The following is an 18,073-nucleotide window of genomic DNA, read 5'->3' as shown; positions in this document are numbered from 1 at the left end:
GTAGCTCAATGAATCACCCAGCTCATCACCCACAACCCCAGCACCAGCCAGATGATCCCGAGGATGATCGAGGCGCGCATGAAAGCGCGGATCGCCGAGTACAGCAGCATCAAGCCGACGATAAGGGCGAGGATGCTGACCAGCGAGGTGTCCATGCCCAACGTGCGTGCCAGGCCATCGATGAAGTTGCCCCCGGCGTTGGCCAGCAGGTTGAACAAGCCGCTCAATGCGTCGACGATGAAGCGGATCAACGAACCCAGTGCCTGGCCAAGCCACTCGAAAAAACCTTCTACATGCATAGTTGCTTCCTGATGAACGAATCGGCGAGGTTGCCGTTCCCAAGCCTTTGGCCATTACCTGGCCAGGTCGGTTCCCGATGCCAAGCTTAGCCCGGCCGCGCACGCGAGCGGGAAGGTTCCTGCGTGCCGGTGTGGTCACCGTGGTCGCGTGGCTTGGCCTGTTGTGGCTGGCTGACCGTATCTGGCCGCTGCCCATGCCGGCTGATGACCTGGCGCGGGTGGTGCTGGCGGAAGACGGCACACCGTTGTGGCGCTTCGCCGATGCCGAGGGTGTGTGGCGTTACCCGGTCAGCCCCGAGGAGGTTTCGCCGTTGTACCTGCAGGCGCTGCTGACCTACGAAGACCGCTGGTTCTACCGCCACCCGGGGGTCAACCCGCTGGCGCTGGTGCGCGCGGCCTGGCTCAACCTGCGCGGCGGGCGCGTGGTGTCTGGCGGCAGCACGCTGTCGATGCAGGTGGCGCGGCTGCTCGACCCGCACGATCGCACGCTGGCTGGCAAGCTGCGGCAACTGTGGCGCACGGCGCAGCTGGAGTGGCACCTGCCCAAGCGTGAAATCTTGCAGATCTACCTGAACCGCGCCCCGTTTGGCGGCACGTTGCAGGGCGTGGCAGCAGCCAGCTGGGCTTACCTGGGCAAGTCGCCGATGCACCTCACGCCGGCCGAGGCGGCGCTGTTGGCGGTACTGCCGCAGGCACCCAGCCGTTTGCGCCCGGACCGCCATCCCGCGCGTGCCCAGCGTGCCCGCGACAAGGTGCTGCAACGCCTGGGCGAGTACCAGGTGTGGCCTGCCCAGCAACTGAAGGAAGCCGCCGAGGAGCCTTTGCTATTGGCCCCGCGCCAGGAGCCTGCCCTGGCGCCGCTGCTGGCGCGCCGCCTGAATAGCCCCGGCAGCCCGCCGCTGATCCGCACCACCCTCGATGCCTCGTTGCAACGGCGGCTCGAAGACCTGCTGCTGGGCTGGCGTGCGCGCCTGCCCGAGCGCACCTCGGCCGCGGTGCTGGTGGTCGACGCACAGAGCATGGCCGTGCGCGCCTACCTGGGCTCGGTCGACCTTGCCGATGAGCGCCGCTTTGGGCATGTCGACATGGTCCGCTCGCTGCGCTCGCCAGGCTCGACGCTAAAGCCGTTCCTGTATGGCATGGCGCTGGACGATGGCCTGATCCATTCCGAATCCCTGCTGCAGGATGTGCCGCGCCGCTATGGCGACTACCGCCCCGGTAACTTCTCCATGGGTTTCAGCGGCCCGGTCTCGGCCAGTTCGGCGCTGGCCTTGTCGCTCAACCTGCCGGCGGTGCAGTTGCTTGAAGCGTACGGGCCAAAGCGTTTCGCTGCAGAGTTGCGCATGGCCGGCATGCCGCTGGCGCTGCCGCCCCTGGCCGAGCCCAACCTGTCGTTGATCCTCGGGGGGGCCGGCAGCCGCCTGGAAGAGCTGGTCGGTGGCTATGCGGCGCTCGCTCGGGGCGGCAAAAGCGCCCGGGTGCGCCTGCAACCCCAGGACCCGCTGGTGGAGCGGCGTCTGTTGTCGCCGGGGGCGGCATGGATCATTCGGCGTATCCTCAGCGGCCAGGCACGGCCTGACCGCGACCCACATGCCGAACTGGTACAGCGCCCTCAGCTGGCCTGGAAGACCGGTACCAGCTACGGCTTTCGCGATGCCTGGTCGATCGGGGTCGGGCCGCGCTACCTGATAGGTGTATGGATTGGCCGCCCCGATGGCACCCCGGTGCCTGGGCAGTTCGGCCTGGCCTCGGCAGCACCGCTGATGCTGCAGGTGCACGACCTGCTGAGCAACCGCGACAGCCAGCGAGGGCTGCCGATACCGGTCGAGCAGGTACCGGGCAGCGTTGGAGTCGCCGCGATTTGCTGGCCGCTGGGCCAGCCCATGAACCGCCAGGACCCGAACTGCAGGCGCCAGCGTTTTGCCTGGACACTCGACGGCACCACGCCACCCACCCTGCAGGCGGCCGACCAACCGCTCGGGTTGGGCTTGCGCGAGAGCGTGTGGGTCAACGCCCAGGGTTTGCGTGTGGATGGCAGCTGCCCAGGCGCGAAGGCGCGCGACATCGCCCTCTGGCCGGCGCCGCTGGAGCCGTGGCTGGGGCGTGTGGAGCGGCGAGCCGCTCGGTTGCCGGCGGTTGACCCGAGCTGCCCGCCCCAGGCGCCCGCCAGTGCGCCGCCGTTGGCCATCGTGGGTGTACGCAGCGGTGACAACCTGCGCCGCCCAGCGACCAGCGCCGAGCCGTTGCAACTGCATGTCTCGGCGCTGGGTGGAGGTGGGCGGCGTTGGTGGTTCGTAAATGGCCAACCGTTGGGCGAAACCGAAGGCCAGGACAGCCTGCTGGTTCGCTTCGAGCACGCCGGGCAGATCGAGCTGAGCGCGCTGGACGAGAGCGGTGAAACCGCACGGGTGGCGTTTCAGGTCAGCGACTAGCCGTTCGACGTTTACCGGCGCAGCACCTACGCTTGCTGGTGACGGGTGTGACCGGCCGACGCCCCGGCGCCCAAGGGATTGTGGAGCGTCCTATGCGTCCTCTGGTCGTGCCCCTGTTGCTGCTGACCTGGGCCAGCCTGGCCCGTGCCGAACCGTTGCCGGGGTTTCTAGACGGCCACGAGTACGAGCGTCGCCTGCCCACCGCGAACCTGCCGGTTGAACACTATCGACCTGGTGCCACGCAGCTGCGACTTGCAGTGCCTGACACGGGCGCCGCCGCGCTGCCGGCGGACACGCGCCTGCGCTTGCACAAGGTGCGCTTCGAGGGGGGCACGGTCTATCCGCTGAGCGAGTTGCGTGAGCACTACCAGCCCCTGATCGGCCACATGATCTCGGTGGGCGAGCTGCAGCAGTTCACCGAGCGGCTGACCCAGCGTTACCGGCGTGACGGCTACCCGTTGTCGTATGCCTACCTGCCAGCGCAGGACCTCGCCGAAGGCCGCGTGCAGGTGGTGCTGGTGGAAGGGTACATCGATGACTATGAGTTGCTGGGCGATATCGGCCCGGCTGCGGCTTACCTCAAACAGATGATCGCGCGGTTGCAGGCCGAGCGCCCGCTGACTCAAGAAGCCTTCGAGCGCTTTATCGGCTTGACGCAACGTCTCCCGGGCCTTTCGGTAGAGGCGCAGGCTGCCGCCGCGCCGGGCCCGGATGGCCACACGCGGCTTACGCTTCGCGTGCAGCGCAGGCCGTTCGATGCCGATGTGACGCTGAGCGATGGTAACCGCAACGATCTGCAGGCGCTGTTCACGGTGTCGAGCAACGCCCACACACGCTTCGCCGAGCAGCTGACTGCGCGCTTTCTGCTGCCGCCGGGCGATGATTCGATGCATTACCAAAGCCTGGACTACAGCCAGTATCTGGACGCACAGGGCAGCCAGTTGCTGGTGTCGGCTGCGCGTTATCGCGCTGAGCCGGGCACGCGTGTGCGGCTGAAGGATGGCAGCGATGTCACCCCGCGCCGTGAAAGCGAGCGTTATTCGATCGGCCTTGGACAGTCACTGATGATTGCGCCGGATGAGTGGGTCAATGTGTCCGGGCGCTTGTATTCGGTGAGTGACCACATCGAAGATCGGCGTGCAGGGCAGCTCGAATACGACACGTATGTGCGCGCACTGTCATTCGAGGGCGACTGGCGCAAGGCGGATGCGCGTCGGCTGCGCATCGTCAGTGCCGGGGTTTATCAGGGCCTGGATTACCTTGGGGCCCGTAGCGATGCCGACTACGACATGGACTTCTTGCGCTTTCGGGTGTCTGCCTTGCAGAGCGACCAGCTGTTTGACAGCGGGCAGGGCGTGGCGTCGGCGGCGCTTTACTGGAGTGACGACAGGGTGCCCGACAGTGAGCGAGCGGTGTTCGGTGGGCAGCATTTCGGCCGTGGTTACCCCCGTGACCAAGCTGCTGGCGACAAGGGGTGGGGGGTAGCCTACGAGCTGAACTACAGCATTAGACCGGGTGACGGCTGGCTGAAGTTGCTGCAGCCCTATGCCGTGCTCGATGCCGCCCAGGCTTGGTACAACGGTGGGCCATTCGAGGATGCCCACATGAGCTCGGTGGCGCTGGGCCTGCGCCTGGGCGATGGGCGCTTTGGCAGTGTGGCGGTTGAAGTGGCCAAGCCGTTGGCGGATGTGGCGCTGGACAGCTTGAACCGTGGGCCGCGGTTGATGCTGACCATCAGCTATCAGCTTGAGTGAGGTTGCCTGTGGAGGCGAGGCCCTGTGTCGCGAAAGGGGGCGCACGGCGCCCCCAGGTTTCTCAGTGGGTAGTAAAGCGCAGATGCACCGGTGAAGAGCTGGGCGTCAGCGCCAGTGCCAGCTGCGTGCGGTTGTGCATATGGGTGAGGCGCAACACCTGCGAGACGTACAGTTTGACGGTGTTCTCGGTAATCCCCAGCTCGCAGGCAATCTGATAGTTGGTCTTGCCCTTGCTCACCAACCGGGCGACCTCCAGTTGGCGCGGCGAAAGCTTCTCGAACGCCGCAGGCAGCTCGCTTTCAGGCTCTTCGCCATCGGTGGCGCGGCGGTGCACGCCTTGGCCGCGGGCTTTTTCCAGGTCCTGATAAAGCTCGTCGATGCACCCTGCCAGGTCTTGCAGGCGCTGGTTGAGGTTACCCAAGTCCTGGAAGTTGGCTTTGCGCTCGCGCAGCACCTGCTCCTGCCGGCGCAAACCTTCGAGCAATTCGTCGAGGTCCATCGGCTTCTGGTAGTAATCGGCGAAGCCCTCGCGCAGGGCGCGGATCACATCCTGCTTCTCGGCGCGGCCGGTGAGCATGATCGCTTCGAACATGCGCTGGCGCCCGGCAACTTCCTTCAGCGCCCGAACCAGTTCGATGCCATCGCGCTCGGGCATGTGCAGGTCGCACAACACCAGCCCAATCGCCTCATCCGCTACATAGCGCTCGATGGCTTCGTCGGTGGAATGAGCCGCCACGCAATGGTGGCCCTGGTTTTCGAGGAACTCGCACAACTGTTCGACGATCAGGGGCTGGTCATCGACCACCAGAACCTTCACCTCACTAAATGACTTGTTCACGATCAACTCCCTGTTCGTAAGCGGCCCTGCTCCCGGGCCAGACGCTCTGGCAGCTTAACCATAGACGCTGCTGGCGACCCTGTACAACGCATGTACAAGTTATCGGACAACGGGATTGATTATTGGATCCATACAGCTGTGAGCATGAACCCGGCCAGCACATAGGGCACGAAGGCTTGTTTGTCGCCCATTTGTTCGGTCAGTGCCTGCAGGCGCTTCTTCACTTTGGGGTTGAGCAGGGTCCACAGCCGACGGCGCATGAGCAGCCACACCAGCACGCTGACGCCAGCACCGATGAAGGTGCCGAGCACGTATTGCGGGCTGGTTGCCAAGGCCAGAGCGCCCATCAATTTGACGTCGTCGGCGCCGAAGCGGCCGAGCATGTAGCCGGGCAAGGTCAGCAGCATGACGATTGCCAGTGCCCAGCCGGCCTCACTGGCGTCGGCACCGATCCAGCTGTGGCCAGTGACGAACAGCCAGACCAGGGCGCACGCTGCGACGCCCAAGGTCAGCATGTTGGCGATCTGGCGTTCGCGAATATCCTGTTCAGAGCACAAGGCAAGCCACATCAGGAGAACAATGCTTTGCATTGGCAGGTCGCCATCCCTATTCGTTGAACACGTCTACCCGTTCACTCAGGTGTCTTTATCAGGGTAGACGCGATCTGACGAACGGGCTATTTGCAGGCTACTTGGCTCTGCCTGGCGGGTAATTGCCCAGCACTTGGCTCACGGTCTTCTGAATGGCGCTGTTGCGCTCGTCGGGGCTGGGCGGGTAGTTGTTCATGATCTGCTCGGCACTGCCGCGCCAGACCAGCTTGCCGTCACGGCCGTCGAACATGTCGACCTGGATGGTCGCTACCTTGTAGTCGACGCTGCGAGTCTCGTTGTACATCGGCCCGCCCCAGTAACCTCCCCAATAGCCACCCCAGCCGCCGCCATAGTTGGTGGTGATCTGTTGCTGGCGCTGCTCGACGATCAGGTAGGCCCGCACCTTGAGGTCAGGCCGGGCATTGCCCTGGGCCGGGCGCAGGCCGCGCTGGTCGAGCTGGTCGGTAACGGCGGCGCGGATGCGCTGTTCGGTGAGGTCGCTCTTGATCCGTGGATCATCCGGGCGGTATTGCAGGCCCGGCTCCTGCCACGCCCAGCTGCGGTAGGCGGCGAAATCGCGGCTGGCGTCGAAATCCTGCTGGACGTTGTTGCTGGAGCAAGCCGCCAGCAATAACGCGAATGACAGTAGAACGAGACGACGCAACATGATGGTTCTCCGTTAGGTGTTAACTGGGAGGATAGCCGCTGAGTGCCTTGTGTACCGATTCGCGCAAGGCGCTTTCGCGATCGCGTGGCGAGCCTTTGTCGCTGCCGCTTTCCGCGCTCGCGCTCCACACCGGCTGGCCGTCGCGGGCATCGAACAGGTCGATGCGCACCACCATCACTTCAACTTCGTAAGTGCGCACGATCGGCACGCTGCCATAGGCGCCGTAGCCGTTGCGATAACCGCCGAAACCGACGCCACCGTAGGGGGACGGGCCGTAATACGGGTCGTAGTAGTCGTAATCACGTACCTGGCGTAATCGCCGTTCCAGCCGCATGTCGGCACTCACCAGCAGGTCGCCGGCGGCGCCCCGGGCCGGGCGCAGGCCGTGCTGGTCGAGTGCGCCACTGACCGCGTCGGCCAGCTGCGCTGGGTCGGCATCGGCAGTGCCACTTGGCAGCTGGCCACCCCGCCAGCTCCAGCTGCGGTAGCGCCCATAATCGCGCGCCGGTGCCGGGTAGGCACTGGCGTCGAAGGTGGTAGCCGCTTGCGCGGGGGCGGGTGGTAGTGGGCGGCTGCTGGCAACGTAAGGGTTGCTGCCCTGGCAAGCGCAGAGGGCGAGCGGCAGCAAGGCCAGGCATAACAGGCGGTACGGCATGGATTCCTCCCGGCGGGCAGGTCAGCGGGGGCGGCACATCCAGTGCAGGTAGCGGCCCAGCCCGGCAAAGCTTGGGTGACGGCGGTGGGCCAGTTCCATTTCCAGCAAGTCGAGCAGTTCGGCCTTGGCCTGGAAGTCCTTGGGCATGTAGTCGTGGAACACTCTCACACCACTCTCGCTTTCGACTTGCCAGATAGGCTCAAGTTGCGCCTTGAGTTCACGCGGATCAAGCGGTTTTTGTGGGGTCAGGCTCTGCTTTTCACCTTCCAGGCGGTTGCTGCGCAGCTTGCGGAAATGGCCCTTGAGCAGGTTGCGATAAACCAGTGCGTCGCGGTTGTAGAAGGCCAGCGACAACCAGCCGCCGGGTGCGGTCAGTTGGTGCAGCACCGGCAGGATGCTTTCCGGTTCGGCCAGCCATTCGAGCACGGCGTGGCACAGCACCAGGTCGTAGGGCTCGGTAAGTTGGCCAAGCAAGTCCTGCCAGGGCGCCTGGATGAACGTGGCGGCCTGGCCGGCCTCGGCAAAGCGCGCGCGGGCGCCCTCAAGCATGGGGGCGGCAGGTTCTGCGAGGGTCACGTGGTGGCCGCGCTGGGCCAGCCACAGGGCCATGTGGCCGAGCCCGGCACCGATGTCGAGGACCCGCAGCGGGCGGTCGGGCAGGGCGTCGGCCAGGTCGGCTTGCAGCACAGCCAGCCGGATGGCGCCCTTGGCACCGCCGTAGATCTTCTCGGCGAAGCGGGTGGCCAGCTCATCGAAGTGACGGTCGTTCATCGGGCGAAACGCCTTTCAGTGTCGGCCAGCTTGGCCCGTACCACCTGCTCCATGTCCAGGCCCAGTTCGCTGCAGAGCAGCAGCAGGTAGAGGACGACGTCACCCACCTCCTGCCCGGCGTGAGCGAGTTTGTCGTCAGGCAGCTGGCGCGATTGGTCTTCGCTGAGCCATTGGAAGATTTCCACCAGCTCGGCCATTTCGACGCTGGCGGCCATGGCCAGGTTCTTCGGGCTGTGGAAGCCGCCCCAGTCGTTGTTGTCACGGATCTGGTGCAGCCGTTTGGTGAGTTCTTGCAGGTTCATTGCGGGTCTCCTAGTGCCGCATAGCTTCGGTGGAGGCCTGTTGCAAAGCAAGTGGATTCGGGGCTGCGCAGCAGCCCTGGGCGTCAGAGCAAGGCCCATCTCCCGACCATGTGCAGCAGTTCGCCATGGCCATCCAGGCGCAGCTCACCCGTGGGACCTGCCGCGCTGGCGCTCAACACCACCTCCGAAGGCAACCGCACCGGCTTGCGAAAATCCACTTCGAAGGCATACCCGCTGTGCGGCAGGTGCCCGCCCAGCGCGGCCAAGGCCATGGCCTTGCTCCACATGCCATGGGCAATCGCCTTGGGGAAGCCGAACAGCCGAGCGCTGGCGGTGCTCAGGTGAATCGGGTTGTAGTCGCCACAGACTTTGGCGTAGCGCCGGCCGATATCGCTGTCGGCGTACCAGCGCGTCGCTTCAGGCAATGTCGGCGGTTCGCGTTCTTCGTGCTCATCGGCTGAGCCCTCGAGCTTCAGGCCGCGCACCAGCATGCGGCTGGTTTCGCGCCACAGCAGGCCAAGGCCATCTTCGGCCTCGGTAATCAGGTCGAAGGTGCCGCCCTTGGTATGCGCCTGCAGGTTGTCGGCATACACCGCGAAGCGCAGTCCATCGATGCCGCCCAACGGGCGCAGCACTTCGATGCGGTTGTGCAGGTGCACCAGGCCGAGCAACGGGAAGGGGAAGCCGGGCGCCGTCAGCAATTGCAGTTGCAGGGTGAAGGCCATCACATGCGGGTAGGTGCCCGGCAGGCGGCCGTCCTCGGTAAAGTGGCAGAGCCGCCGATAGGCTGCGAGGTTGTCGGGCTGCACGCGAATGAAACAGCGCAGGCCATCTGCTGGCAGCGTGTTGCCGCTGATCTTGCGTTTGCTGGCCGCGCGCAGGTAAAGGCTGGCGCGCGAGTCGGGGCTGTTCAGGTCGTGCCATTGCCGGTTCATGCTCAAGCCCCCATCAATGCCTGGCCACAAACACGCAGTACCTGGCCGTTGACCGCACCGGAACCGGGCTGGCTCAGCCAGGCGATGGCTTCGGCGACATCCTGCGGGCGACCGCCCTGACCCAGCGAACTGAGGCGCCGCCCAGCTTCGCGCAGGCCCATTGGCATAGCGGCGGTCATGTGGGTTTCGATAAACCCGGGTGCCACGGCATTGATGCTGCCGCCGCGCTCGGCGAGTTTTGGCGCCCAGGCTTGCGCAAAACCGATCAGCCCGGCCTTGCTCGCGGCGTAGTTGGCCTGGCCGCGATTGCCGGCGATGCCGCTGACCGAGGCCAGCAGCGTGATACGAGCGTTCTCGCCCAGCGCGCCGCCATCGTACAGTGCCTGGGTCAGCACCTGCGGGGCCTTGAGGTTGACGGCCATCACCGCGTCCCAGTATTCCGGGGTCATGTTGGCGAGGGTCTTGTCACGGGTGATGCCGGCGTTGTGCACGACGATGTCGATGCCGCCGGGCAACGCTTCCAGCAACTTTGCCGCGGCATCGCCGGCGCAGATATCCAGGCCCAGCGCTTTACCGCCCAGGCGGGCGGCGAGGGCGTCGAGGTCTTGCTGGGCTTGTGGCACGTCAAGCAGCATCACCTCGGCGCCATCCCGGGCCAGGGTTTCGGCAATGGCGGCACCGATACCACGTGCGGCACCGGTTACCAGCGCGCGTCGGCCCGCGAGCGGACGGGTCCAGTCTTCGACCTGGCTGGCGCAGGCCTGCAGGCGCAATACCTGGCCAGAAATGAATGCACTCTTGGGCGAAAGGAAGAAGCGCAAGGCCCCTTCAAGCTGTTCATCCGCGCCCTCGGCGACATACAGCAACTGCGCGGTTGCGCCATTACGCAATTCCTTGGCCAATGAGCGGCTGAAGCCTTCCAGCGCACGTTGGGCGACACTGGCCAGCGGCTCGTCAATGCCTTCGGGTGCGCGGCCAAGGATCACGATATGCGCGCTGGGCGCCAGGCTGCGTACCAAGGGCTGGAAGAATTCGCGCAACTGCTTCAGCTCGTCGCTGTCGGACAAATGACTGGCATCGAACACCACTGCCTTGAGTTTGGGCCCCAGGCCAGCGACCCAGGCAGGCGCTTGCAGGCTTTCGCGATTGAAGCTGTAGATTTCATCGGTCAGGCGCGGGGCGATGGCTTCGACCTGGTTTGCCAAAGGGCCTCCGCCGATGACCAGTGCGCCCTCCACCGGGCGCAGGCGGCCGGCCTGCCAGCGCTCCAGCGGCGCCGGGCTTGGCAGCCCGAGGGCATCGACGAGGCGGCGGCCGAGGTTGGAGTTGGCAAAGTCGAGATAGCGGTCGCTCATGTGCGGGTCTCCTTGAAGGCAAGCATTGAAGTGTGGACCAACTTTGTGGCGGGGTCGTTCGAATGCAGCAAAAACACCTAGGCTTTGTACGGAAAGTGCCTGCGCGACGATCATGCTGCGTTGAAAACAGGCTCGGAATGCTCATTTGCAACCAGCAAAGTCGGGCGCGACCCCGGCCGTTCCTCGCCTGTTTTCGCCTTGCCTGATCGCCGCTCGGCGACTTTCCGTACAAACCCAAGGCTGTCCGGATCGAATTGTTTAAGGAGGAATCTACGCATGCGTTCACTTCGCCGGGTCGCGATTCTGGGCGGCAACCGAATCCCTTTCGCCCGTTCCAACGGCGCTTACGCCACTGCCAGCAACCAGGCGATGCTCACCGTTACGCTGGAAGGGTTGATCGAGCGTTACCGCTTGCACGGGCTGCGCCTGGGCGAGGTGGTCGCGGGCGCGGTGCTCAAGCACTCGCGCGACATGAGCCTCACCCGCGAATGCGTCCTGGGCTCGCGCCTGTCGCCGCAGACGCCGGCCTACGATATCCAGCAGGCCTGTGGAACAGGGCTGGAGGCGGCGCTGCTGGTGGCCAACAAGATTGCCCTGGGGCAGATCGACAGCGGCATCGCCGGTGGCGTTGACACCACGTCAGATGCGCCAATCGCCGTTAATGAGGGGCTGCGGCGCATCCTGTTGCAGGCCAACCGTGGCAAGGCCTTGGGCGAGCGGCTCAAGCCGTTCCTGCAACTGCGCCCCGGCCACCTGAAGCCCGAGCTACCCCGCAATGGCGAGCCGCGTACCGGGTTGTCGATGGGCGAACATTGCGAGCGCATGGCGCAAACCTGGCAGATCGGCCGTGCCGAACAGGATGAGTTGGCGCTGCTCAGCCACCAGCACCTGGCGGCGGCGTATGCCGAGGGCTGGCAGGACGACCTGCTCACACCGTTTATGGACCTTACCCGCGACAACAACCTGCGGCCGGACCTGACGCTCGAGCAACTGAGCAAGCTCAAGCCTTCTTTCGACCGCAGCGGGCTGGGCACATTGACAGCCGGCAACTCCACACCACTGACCGACGGTGCTTCGCTGGTGCTGCTGGGCACCGAACAATGGGCTCAGGCTCAGGGGTTGCCGGTGCTGGCCTACCTGGTCGATGGCGAAACCGCAGCGGTGGACTTCGTCAAAGGCCAGGAAGGGCTGCTGATGGCGCCGGTCTACGCCGTGCCGCGGCTGCTGGCGCGCAATGGCCTGAGCCTGCAGGACTTCGACTACTACGAGATCCACGAGGCCTTCGCTGCGCAGGTGCTGTGCACGCTCAAGGCTTGGGAAGACGCCGATTACTGCCGTGAACGGCTGGGGCTGGATGCCCCGCTTGGCGCGATTGACCGCAGCAAGCTGAACGTGAAGGGCAGTTCGCTGGCCGCCGGGCACCCGTTTGCCGCCACCGGTGGGCGAATTTTGGCCAACCTGGCCAAGCTGTTGGCAACGGCAGGGAAGGGCCGCGGGCTGATTTCAATCTGCGCGGCGGGCGGCCAAGGGGTGACGGTAATCGTCGAGCGGTGAGCCTCTGACGAGCTGCAGTGGTAGGCTTGTCTGCTCACAACTACAAGAATTGCCTATGTCGAGTATCGGACAGCCGCGCGCTATTCCTGCCCTGGACCACCTGCCCAGGGCACTCTACGCCCGGGCCGAGAGCTTGGGGGCAGGGTCGTGGACCACGCGCCATAGCCATGACTGGGTGCAGTTTTCCTACGCCATCAGTGGCGTATTGGGTGTGTACACCCGTGACGGCAGTTACTTCGCACCGCCGCAGTGGGGGGTGTGGATCCCGGCCGATGCCGAACATGAAGTGGTGACGTCCGGGCAGGCTGAAATGCGCAGCCTGTATGTCCGCCGCGATGCGTGCCCGTGGGCGCCGGCACAATGCCGGGTGCTGGAGGTAACGCCGCTGGCGCGCGAATTGATCAAGGCGTTCTGCCTGTTCCCGGCGGATTATCCGGAGGGTGACAGTGATGAAGCGCGCCTGGTTGCGGTGCTGCTCGACCAACTGCGGACGCTGCCTGAGGTGGGCTTTTCGCTTCCGTTGCCGCGCCATCCTGGGCTGCTGGCGCTGTGCAATGGCCTGATCGCTGCGCCCGATCAGGTGCAGACCTTGCAACAGTGGGCACGGGAACTGGGGTGCTCGGAGAAGACCCTGATGCGGCTGTTCCAGCGTGAAACCGGGCTGAGTTTCCGTAACTGGCGCCAGCGTATGCGGCTGTTGTCGTCGCTGGCCTTGCTGGAGGCGGGGGAGAGCGTGACCGATGCGGCGTTGGGCTGTGGGTATGATTCGACTTCGGCTTACATTGCCGCTTTCAAGCAGATGTTTGGCTCAACCCCGGGCGAGCTGAAATTGTAGCGTTGGCTGCACTGGCCTCATCGCCGGCAAGCCGGCTCCTACAGGTACAGTGCGAGCTTGAAGGCCTGCGCAGTACCTGTGGGAGCCGGCTTGCCGGCGATGGGGCATTACTGGCAACCGATCAGGTACGGAAACGCCGCACCAGCGAATCCAGCTCATTCGACAACCCGGCCAGGCTCTGCGAATCCTGCCGGGCCGCCTGGGCCAGCTCGGCCACCAGCTGCGCATCGCCGTGGATCTGGCTGATATGGCGGTTGATGTCCTCGGCCACCTGGTGCTGCTCCTCCGCCGCCGTGGCGATCTGCGTGTTCATGTCGCGAATGATGTCCACCGATTCGCGGATCTGGCCAAAGCTGTCGCGGGCCAGGCCAATGCGGCTGACCGACTGCTGCGACACTTCGAGGCTGGCGTGCATCTGCTGGGCCACTTCGGCGGTGCGGCTGGCCAGGTTGCCCAGCAGGCCATCGATCTCGGCGGTGGAGTCAGCAGTGCGCTTGGCCAGGGCCCGCACTTCGTCGGCGACCACGGCAAAACCACGCCCCTGTTCGCCCGCGCGGGCGGCCTCGATGGCGGCATTCAGCGCCAGCAGGTTGGTCTGTTCGGCAATCGAGCGGATGGTGCCGAGGATCGACTGAATGGCATTGCTGTCACGCTCAAGTTGCTGGATCGACTGCGCTGACTGTTCGATCTCCTGGCTCAGCCGATCAACGCTGTTCACCGCCGCATCGATCTGCTGCTGCCCTTCACGTGCCTGCTGTTGGCCGCTGTCTGCCGACTGCGCGGCCTGGCTGCAGGAGCGGGCGACTTCGTTGGCGGTGGCGACCATTTCGTGGAAGGCGGTGGATACCATGTCCACGGCTTCACGCTGACGCCCGGCAGCCTCGGCCATATCGCCGGACACCCGGGTGGAGCTGGTGGAGGTTGCGAGGATCTTGCTGGCAGCCGAGCCGATGTGTTGAATCAGGCTGCGGATGGCACCCAGGAACTGGTTGAACCAGCTGGCCAGTTGCGCGGTTTCGTCACGGCCGCGCACTTCGAGGTTGCGGGTCAGGTCGCCTTCGCCCTGGGCGATGCCCTCGAGGCCGCTGGAGACACTGTTGATGGGGCGCACGATGAGCTTGGCGAACGCCGCGCCGACCACGGCAAACAGGGCAGCGAGGATGAGCGCGATGCTGCCGACCAGCCAGGTCAGGCGGGTGGTGGTCTGCATCACTTCGCCTTGCTGGATCAGGCCGATGAAGGTCCAGCCGAGCTTCTCGTCGGGGTAGACGTTGGCCATGTAGCGCACACCGCCGAGGTCGACCTCAACCAGGCCTTTACCGGCCTTGGCCAGCTCCGCATAACCGTCACCAAAGCTGGCCAGCTGCTTGAAGCTGTGGCTGGCATCGCGCGGGTCGACCATCACGTTGCCGTTGTTTTCCATGAGGATCAGATAGCCGCTTTCGCCCAGCTTGATCTGCTGGACGATCTCGGTCAGGCCCTTGAGCGACACGTCGATATTGACCACGCCACCGGGGTTGCCGAGCTGATTGGCGACGGAGCGCACGGTGCTGACCAGCACGGCATCATCGCCTGCCCAGTAGTAAGGCGCTGTGCGCAGGGTCTTGCCGGGGTTGGCCATGGCGGCCTGGTACCACGGGCGAGTGCGCGGGTCGTAGTTGCTCATGCTCGGGTCGCCGGGCCAGAACGCGTAACCACCGTCCTTCAGGCCGTAGGACACATAGGCATAGTCGGGGTGGCTGGTGGCCAGGCGGGTGAACAGTTCGAACAGCGCCTTGTCTTGCTCGCCGGGGGCAATCTGCGCGGCGTCGGCGCTGATGTGCTTCTTGATGGTCTCGCCGGCACCTGTAACCTGCGGCAGGCTGGCCAGGTAATCGACGTTTTGCGTGATGCCCTGGAAGAACAGGTTCATCGCATTGCTGACCTGGCGGATTTCCCGGCTGCTGCTGTCGAGGAATCCTTCGCGGGCTTCACCCCGCAAGTTGATGACCACCAGCGTGGCCACAAGGACGATGGGCAACGCGGCGATCACCGCGAAGGCCCAGGTCAGTTTCTGTTTGATGTTCATCGACGCTCCCGGAATTTATTTTTTTCGACACGCGAGGCAGGTATTTCTGCATCGGCAGCGTCCGGGATTTTTTGAGCGAAAATGCCCGTATTTATTGGGCAAAGTCGGGTTTGGCGACTATTCGGTCGGCTTAAGGCTAATATGGCATACCAAAAAGCTGATTACGTGCTCAAAGCTTCAGTGGCAGCACTCGCCTCCGTTTGCCAGGTCTTTGAGAATCGGGCAGTCGGGCCGATCATTGCCTTTGCAGTGGGCAACCAGCTCACCCAGCGTATCGCGCAGGCTGACCAGCTCCTCGATACGCCGGTTCAGCTCATCGATGTGCTGCAAGGCCAGCGTCTTGACGTCGGCACTGGCGCGTTGCCGGTCCTGCCACAGGGTGAGTAGCTTGCCGACCTCTTCCAGCGAAAACCCCAGGTCGCGGGAGCGTTTGATGAACGCCAGGCTGTGCAGGTCTTGCGCCTGGTACAGGCGGTAGCCGCTGTCGCTGCGGGTAGCCGGCTTGAGCAGGCCGATGGACTCGTAATAGCGGATCATCTTGGTGCTGAGCCCGCTGCGGCGGGCGGCCTGGCCGATGTTCATTGCTCCTCCTGCTGGGTGCTGGACGGTTTCCAGGTTTTCAACCACAGGGCATTGCTCACCACGCTGACACTGGACAGCGCCATGGCGGCGCCAGCCAGCACCGGGTTGAGGTAACCCAGCGCGGCCAAAGGGATGCCGATCAGGTTATAGATGAACGCCCAGAACAGGTTCTGGCGGATTTTCGCATAGGTTTTGCGGCAGATTTCCAGGGCGGCCGGCACCAGGCGCGGATCGCCACGCATCAGGGTGATGCCGGCGGCCTGCATGGCCACATCGGTGCCACCGCCCATGGCGATGCCTATGTCGGCGGCGGCCAAGGCCGGGGCGTCGTTGATACCATCGCCCACCATCGCCACCACGCCGCCCTTTTTCAGTTCGGCCACGGTGGCGGCTTTGTCGGCGGGCAATACTTCGGCGTGCACATCATCGATGCCGAGGCTATCGGCTACCACGTTGGCGCTGCCGCGGTTGTCTCCGGTCAGGAGGTGGCTGCTGATGTGTTGTGCGTGCAGGGCGGCAATCGCCTGATCGGCGCCGGGCTTCAGGCTGTCACCGAAGGCGAACAGGCCAAGCACGCGTGGTTGCGCGCCACGTTCGATCAGCCACGACAGGGTGCGGCCTTCGGCTTCCCAAGCCTGAGCCAGGGTGGCCAGGTCGCCAGGTTGCAGGCCGCTTTCGTCTAGCAGGCGGCGGTTGCCTAGCGCCAGCTCGCGGCCTTCCACACGGCCAGCGATGCCACGGCCGGTAAGGGACTGGCTGTCGGCCACGGTTGGAACGTTCAGGCCCTGCTCGCTGCAGGCATCCAGTACAGCCTTGGCCAGGGGATGTTCGCTGCCCCGTTGCAAAGCGCCGGCCAGGCGATGCAGCTCGCCGCTGTCATCCACTACTGCCTGGCTGTGAACTACGCGCGGGCTGCCGGAGGTGAGCGTGCCGGTCTTGTCGAACACTACACGGTTCACCGCATGGGCACGCTCCAGTACCTGCGCATCCTTGATCAGAATGCCGTGGCGCGCGGCCACCCCGGTGCCGGCCATGATCGCTGCAGGTGTGGCCAGGCCAAGGGCGCAGGGGCAGGCAATGACCAGCACGGCGACGGCATTGATCAGCGCGGTCTCCAGCGCTGCACCCGCCAGCCACCAGCCAATCAGCGTGAGCAATGCGACCACCAGTACGGCCGGGACGAACACTTGGCTGACCCGGTCCACCAGTTTCTGGATCGGTGCCTTGGCTGCCTGAGCGTCTTCGACCAGGCGGATGATCCGCGCCAGCACGGTCTCGGTACCCAAAGCCTGGGTGCGCACCAACAATCGGCCTTCACCGTTGATGGCGCCACCGGTCACATTGTCACCCGGTTGCTTGGGCACCGGCAGGCTTTCGCCGCTGATCAGGGCTTCGTCAGCGTGGCTGCTGCCTTCTTCCACTTTGCCATCGACCGGGAAGCGCTCACCGGGCTTGACCAGCACCAGGTCACCCAGCTGCAACCGAGCAATCGCGACGTCTTCCTCGCGGCCATCTATCAGCCTGACCGCCCGCTCGGGGCGCAGTGCTTCGAGGGCACGTATGGCACTGGCGGTCTGGCGCTTGGCCCGGCTTTCCAGGTATTTGCCCAGCAGCACCAGGGCGATGACCACTGCCGACGCCTCGAAGTACAGGTGCGGTGCCATGCCGGCAGGGGCCTGGGCCCACTGATACAGGCTCAGGCCATAGCCAGCACTGGTGCCCAGTGCCACCAGCAGGTCCATATTGCCGGTACCGGCGCGCACCGCCTTGTAGGCGGCCACATAGAAGCGTGCGCCAAGGATGAACTGCACCGGCGTGGCCAGAAGGAACTGTACCCAGGCGGGCAACATCCAGTGCAGGCCAAATGGCTGCACCAGCATCGGCAGTACCAGTGGCATGGCCAGCACCAGGGCGGCGCCAACCGCCAGGCGTTCCTTGCGCAGGCGGCGGTGTGCTTGCTGTTGTTCGTCTTTATCGGGCTGCGGCAGGCTGGCGCTGTAGCCGGCCTTTTCCACCGCGCCGATCAGCAGGTTGTCATCCAGGGCCTCTAGCACCTCAAGGTGGGCGCGTTCGCTGGCCAGGTTGACACTGACCTGCTCAACCCCCGCCAGCTTGCCGAGGGCGCGCTCGACCCGGCCGACGCAGCTGGCGCAGGTCATGCCGCCGATCTGCAACTCGACGGCCCGGGTCGGCACGCCGTAGCCGGCGCTGCGCACGGCATCGACCAGGGCGGGCAAGCTGTCGGCCGGGGCCTGGACCCGGGCCTGTTCGGTGGCGAGGTTGACGCTGACGTGTTCAGCGCCGCTGACTTTGCGCAAAGCGCGCTCGACGCGGCCAGCACAGCTGGCGCAGGTCATGCCGGAAATCGGCAGGTCGAAAACGGTGGATGCGGACATGGCTCTCCTCCTTGGACAGGCCACCAGCATCAACCTTGCC

Annotated in this window: 15 protein-coding genes and 2 pseudogenes; 4 read left to right on the top strand and 13 right to left on the bottom strand. The window is 65.0% G+C overall.

Annotated elements, in window-relative coordinates; all coding sequences use genetic code 11:
• Positions 1 to 5: 5 nt before the first annotated feature.
• The gene (locus ACNQPL_RS13740; protein ID WP_054913171.1) at positions 6 to 299 is read right to left on the bottom strand and encodes a hypothetical protein; all 294 of its coding nucleotides are present in this window, start codon (positions 297 to 299) and stop codon (positions 6 to 8) included.
• Positions 300 to 376: 77 nt separating this feature from the next.
• Here ACNQPL_RS13740 and pbpC point away from each other — a divergent pair, with 77 nt between their 5' ends.
• Positions 377 to 2,731: a peptidoglycan glycosyltransferase PbpC gene (gene pbpC / locus ACNQPL_RS13735; RefSeq protein WP_416467041.1), complete on the top strand. Its 2,355-nt coding sequence runs from the start codon at positions 377 to 379 to the stop codon at positions 2,729 to 2,731.
• A gap of 92 nt (positions 2,732 to 2,823) precedes the next feature.
• Complete coding sequence (locus ACNQPL_RS13730; RefSeq protein WP_416467040.1) at positions 2,824 to 4,485, top strand: ShlB/FhaC/HecB family hemolysin secretion/activation protein; 1,662 nt, start codon at positions 2,824 to 2,826, stop codon at positions 4,483 to 4,485.
• Positions 4,486 to 4,546: 61 nt separating this feature from the next.
• Here the strand turns inward: ACNQPL_RS13730 and ACNQPL_RS13725 are convergent, their stop codons facing one another.
• From ACNQPL_RS13725 to ACNQPL_RS13690, 8 genes are all read right to left on the bottom strand, one after another.
• Positions 4,547 to 5,329 (bottom strand): response regulator, encoded by a 783-nt coding sequence (locus ACNQPL_RS13725; RefSeq protein ID WP_416467039.1) that lies wholly within the window; start codon positions 5,327 to 5,329, stop codon positions 4,547 to 4,549.
• 113 nt (positions 5,330 to 5,442) lie between these two features.
• On the bottom strand, positions 5,443 to 5,913 hold the full coding sequence (locus ACNQPL_RS13720) for an A24 family peptidase (protein WP_346614728.1): 471 nt from the start codon (positions 5,911 to 5,913) through the stop codon (positions 5,443 to 5,445).
• Between the two features lie 97 nt (positions 5,914 to 6,010).
• On the bottom strand, positions 6,011 to 6,580 hold the full coding sequence (locus ACNQPL_RS13715) for a DUF4136 domain-containing protein (RefSeq protein WP_416467038.1): 570 nt from the start codon (positions 6,578 to 6,580) through the stop codon (positions 6,011 to 6,013).
• Positions 6,581 to 6,599: 19 nt separating this feature from the next.
• Positions 6,600 to 7,235 carry a DUF4136 domain-containing protein gene (locus ACNQPL_RS13710; protein ID WP_416467037.1) on the bottom strand — a complete coding sequence of 212 codons (636 nt, stop codon included), beginning with the start codon at positions 7,233 to 7,235 and terminating at the stop codon, positions 6,600 to 6,602.
• Positions 7,236 to 7,256: 21 nt separating this feature from the next.
• Positions 7,257 to 8,006: a methyltransferase domain-containing protein gene (locus ACNQPL_RS13705; protein WP_346614725.1), complete on the bottom strand. Its 750-nt coding sequence runs from the start codon at positions 8,004 to 8,006 to the stop codon at positions 7,257 to 7,259.
• The gene (locus ACNQPL_RS13700) at positions 8,003 to 8,308 is read right to left on the bottom strand and encodes a MazG-like family protein (RefSeq protein WP_346614724.1); all 306 of its coding nucleotides are present in this window, start codon (positions 8,306 to 8,308) and stop codon (positions 8,003 to 8,005) included. Before ACNQPL_RS13700 ends, ACNQPL_RS13705 begins: the two co-directional genes overlap by 4 nt.
• An 83-nt stretch (positions 8,309 to 8,391) precedes the next feature.
• The gene (locus ACNQPL_RS13695) at positions 8,392 to 9,243 is read right to left on the bottom strand and encodes a MaoC family dehydratase (RefSeq protein WP_416467036.1); all 852 of its coding nucleotides are present in this window, start codon (positions 9,241 to 9,243) and stop codon (positions 8,392 to 8,394) included.
• A gap of 2 nt (positions 9,244 to 9,245) precedes the next feature.
• On the bottom strand, positions 9,246 to 10,598 hold the full coding sequence (locus ACNQPL_RS13690) for a 3-oxoacyl-ACP reductase (protein ID WP_416467035.1): 1,353 nt from the start codon (positions 10,596 to 10,598) through the stop codon (positions 9,246 to 9,248).
• A gap of 276 nt (positions 10,599 to 10,874) precedes the next feature.
• On the opposite strand from ACNQPL_RS13690, the gene ACNQPL_RS13685 reads away from it, so the two are divergent.
• Together ACNQPL_RS13685 and ACNQPL_RS13680 are read left to right on the top strand one after the other, a co-directional pair.
• A complete protein-coding gene (locus tag ACNQPL_RS13685; protein ID WP_416467034.1) occupies positions 10,875 to 12,152 on the top strand; it encodes an acetyl-CoA C-acetyltransferase in 1,278 nt (425 codons plus the stop codon).
• Between the two features lie 55 nt (positions 12,153 to 12,207).
• Positions 12,208 to 12,987, top strand: a complete 780-nt coding sequence (locus ACNQPL_RS13680; protein WP_416467033.1) for an AraC family transcriptional regulator — start codon at positions 12,208 to 12,210, stop codon at positions 12,985 to 12,987.
• A 121-nt stretch (positions 12,988 to 13,108) separates the two neighbouring features.
• Here ACNQPL_RS13680 and ACNQPL_RS13675 read toward each other — a convergent pair.
• The 4 genes and pseudogenes from ACNQPL_RS13675 to ACNQPL_RS13660 form a co-directional block, all read right to left on the bottom strand.
• Positions 13,109 to 13,705 (bottom strand): annotated as a pseudogene (locus ACNQPL_RS13675) (methyl-accepting chemotaxis protein); the annotation flags it as partial.
• Positions 13,706 to 13,966: 261 nt separating this feature from the next.
• Positions 13,967 to 14,899, bottom strand: a pseudogene (locus tag ACNQPL_RS13670) (cache domain-containing protein); the annotation flags it as partial.
• Positions 14,900 to 15,232: 333 nt separating this feature from the next.
• Positions 15,233 to 15,637 (bottom strand): Cu(I)-responsive transcriptional regulator, encoded by a 405-nt coding sequence (gene cueR, locus ACNQPL_RS13665; RefSeq protein WP_416467032.1) that lies wholly within the window; start codon positions 15,635 to 15,637, stop codon positions 15,233 to 15,235.
• Positions 15,634 to 18,033: a heavy metal translocating P-type ATPase gene (locus ACNQPL_RS13660; protein WP_416467031.1), complete on the bottom strand. Its 2,400-nt coding sequence runs from the start codon at positions 18,031 to 18,033 to the stop codon at positions 15,634 to 15,636. The genes cueR and ACNQPL_RS13660 overlap by 4 nt, the downstream gene beginning before the upstream one ends.
• Between the last annotated feature and the right edge of the window lie 40 nt (positions 18,034 to 18,073).

Source organism: Pseudomonas sp. LFS044, from assembly GCF_047978245.1.
Taxonomy (GTDB): domain Bacteria; phylum Pseudomonadota; class Gammaproteobacteria; order Pseudomonadales; family Pseudomonadaceae; genus Aquipseudomonas.
The sequence above is the reverse complement of the archived record's forward strand: the minus strand, read 5'-3'. Positions and strand labels throughout refer to the sequence as shown.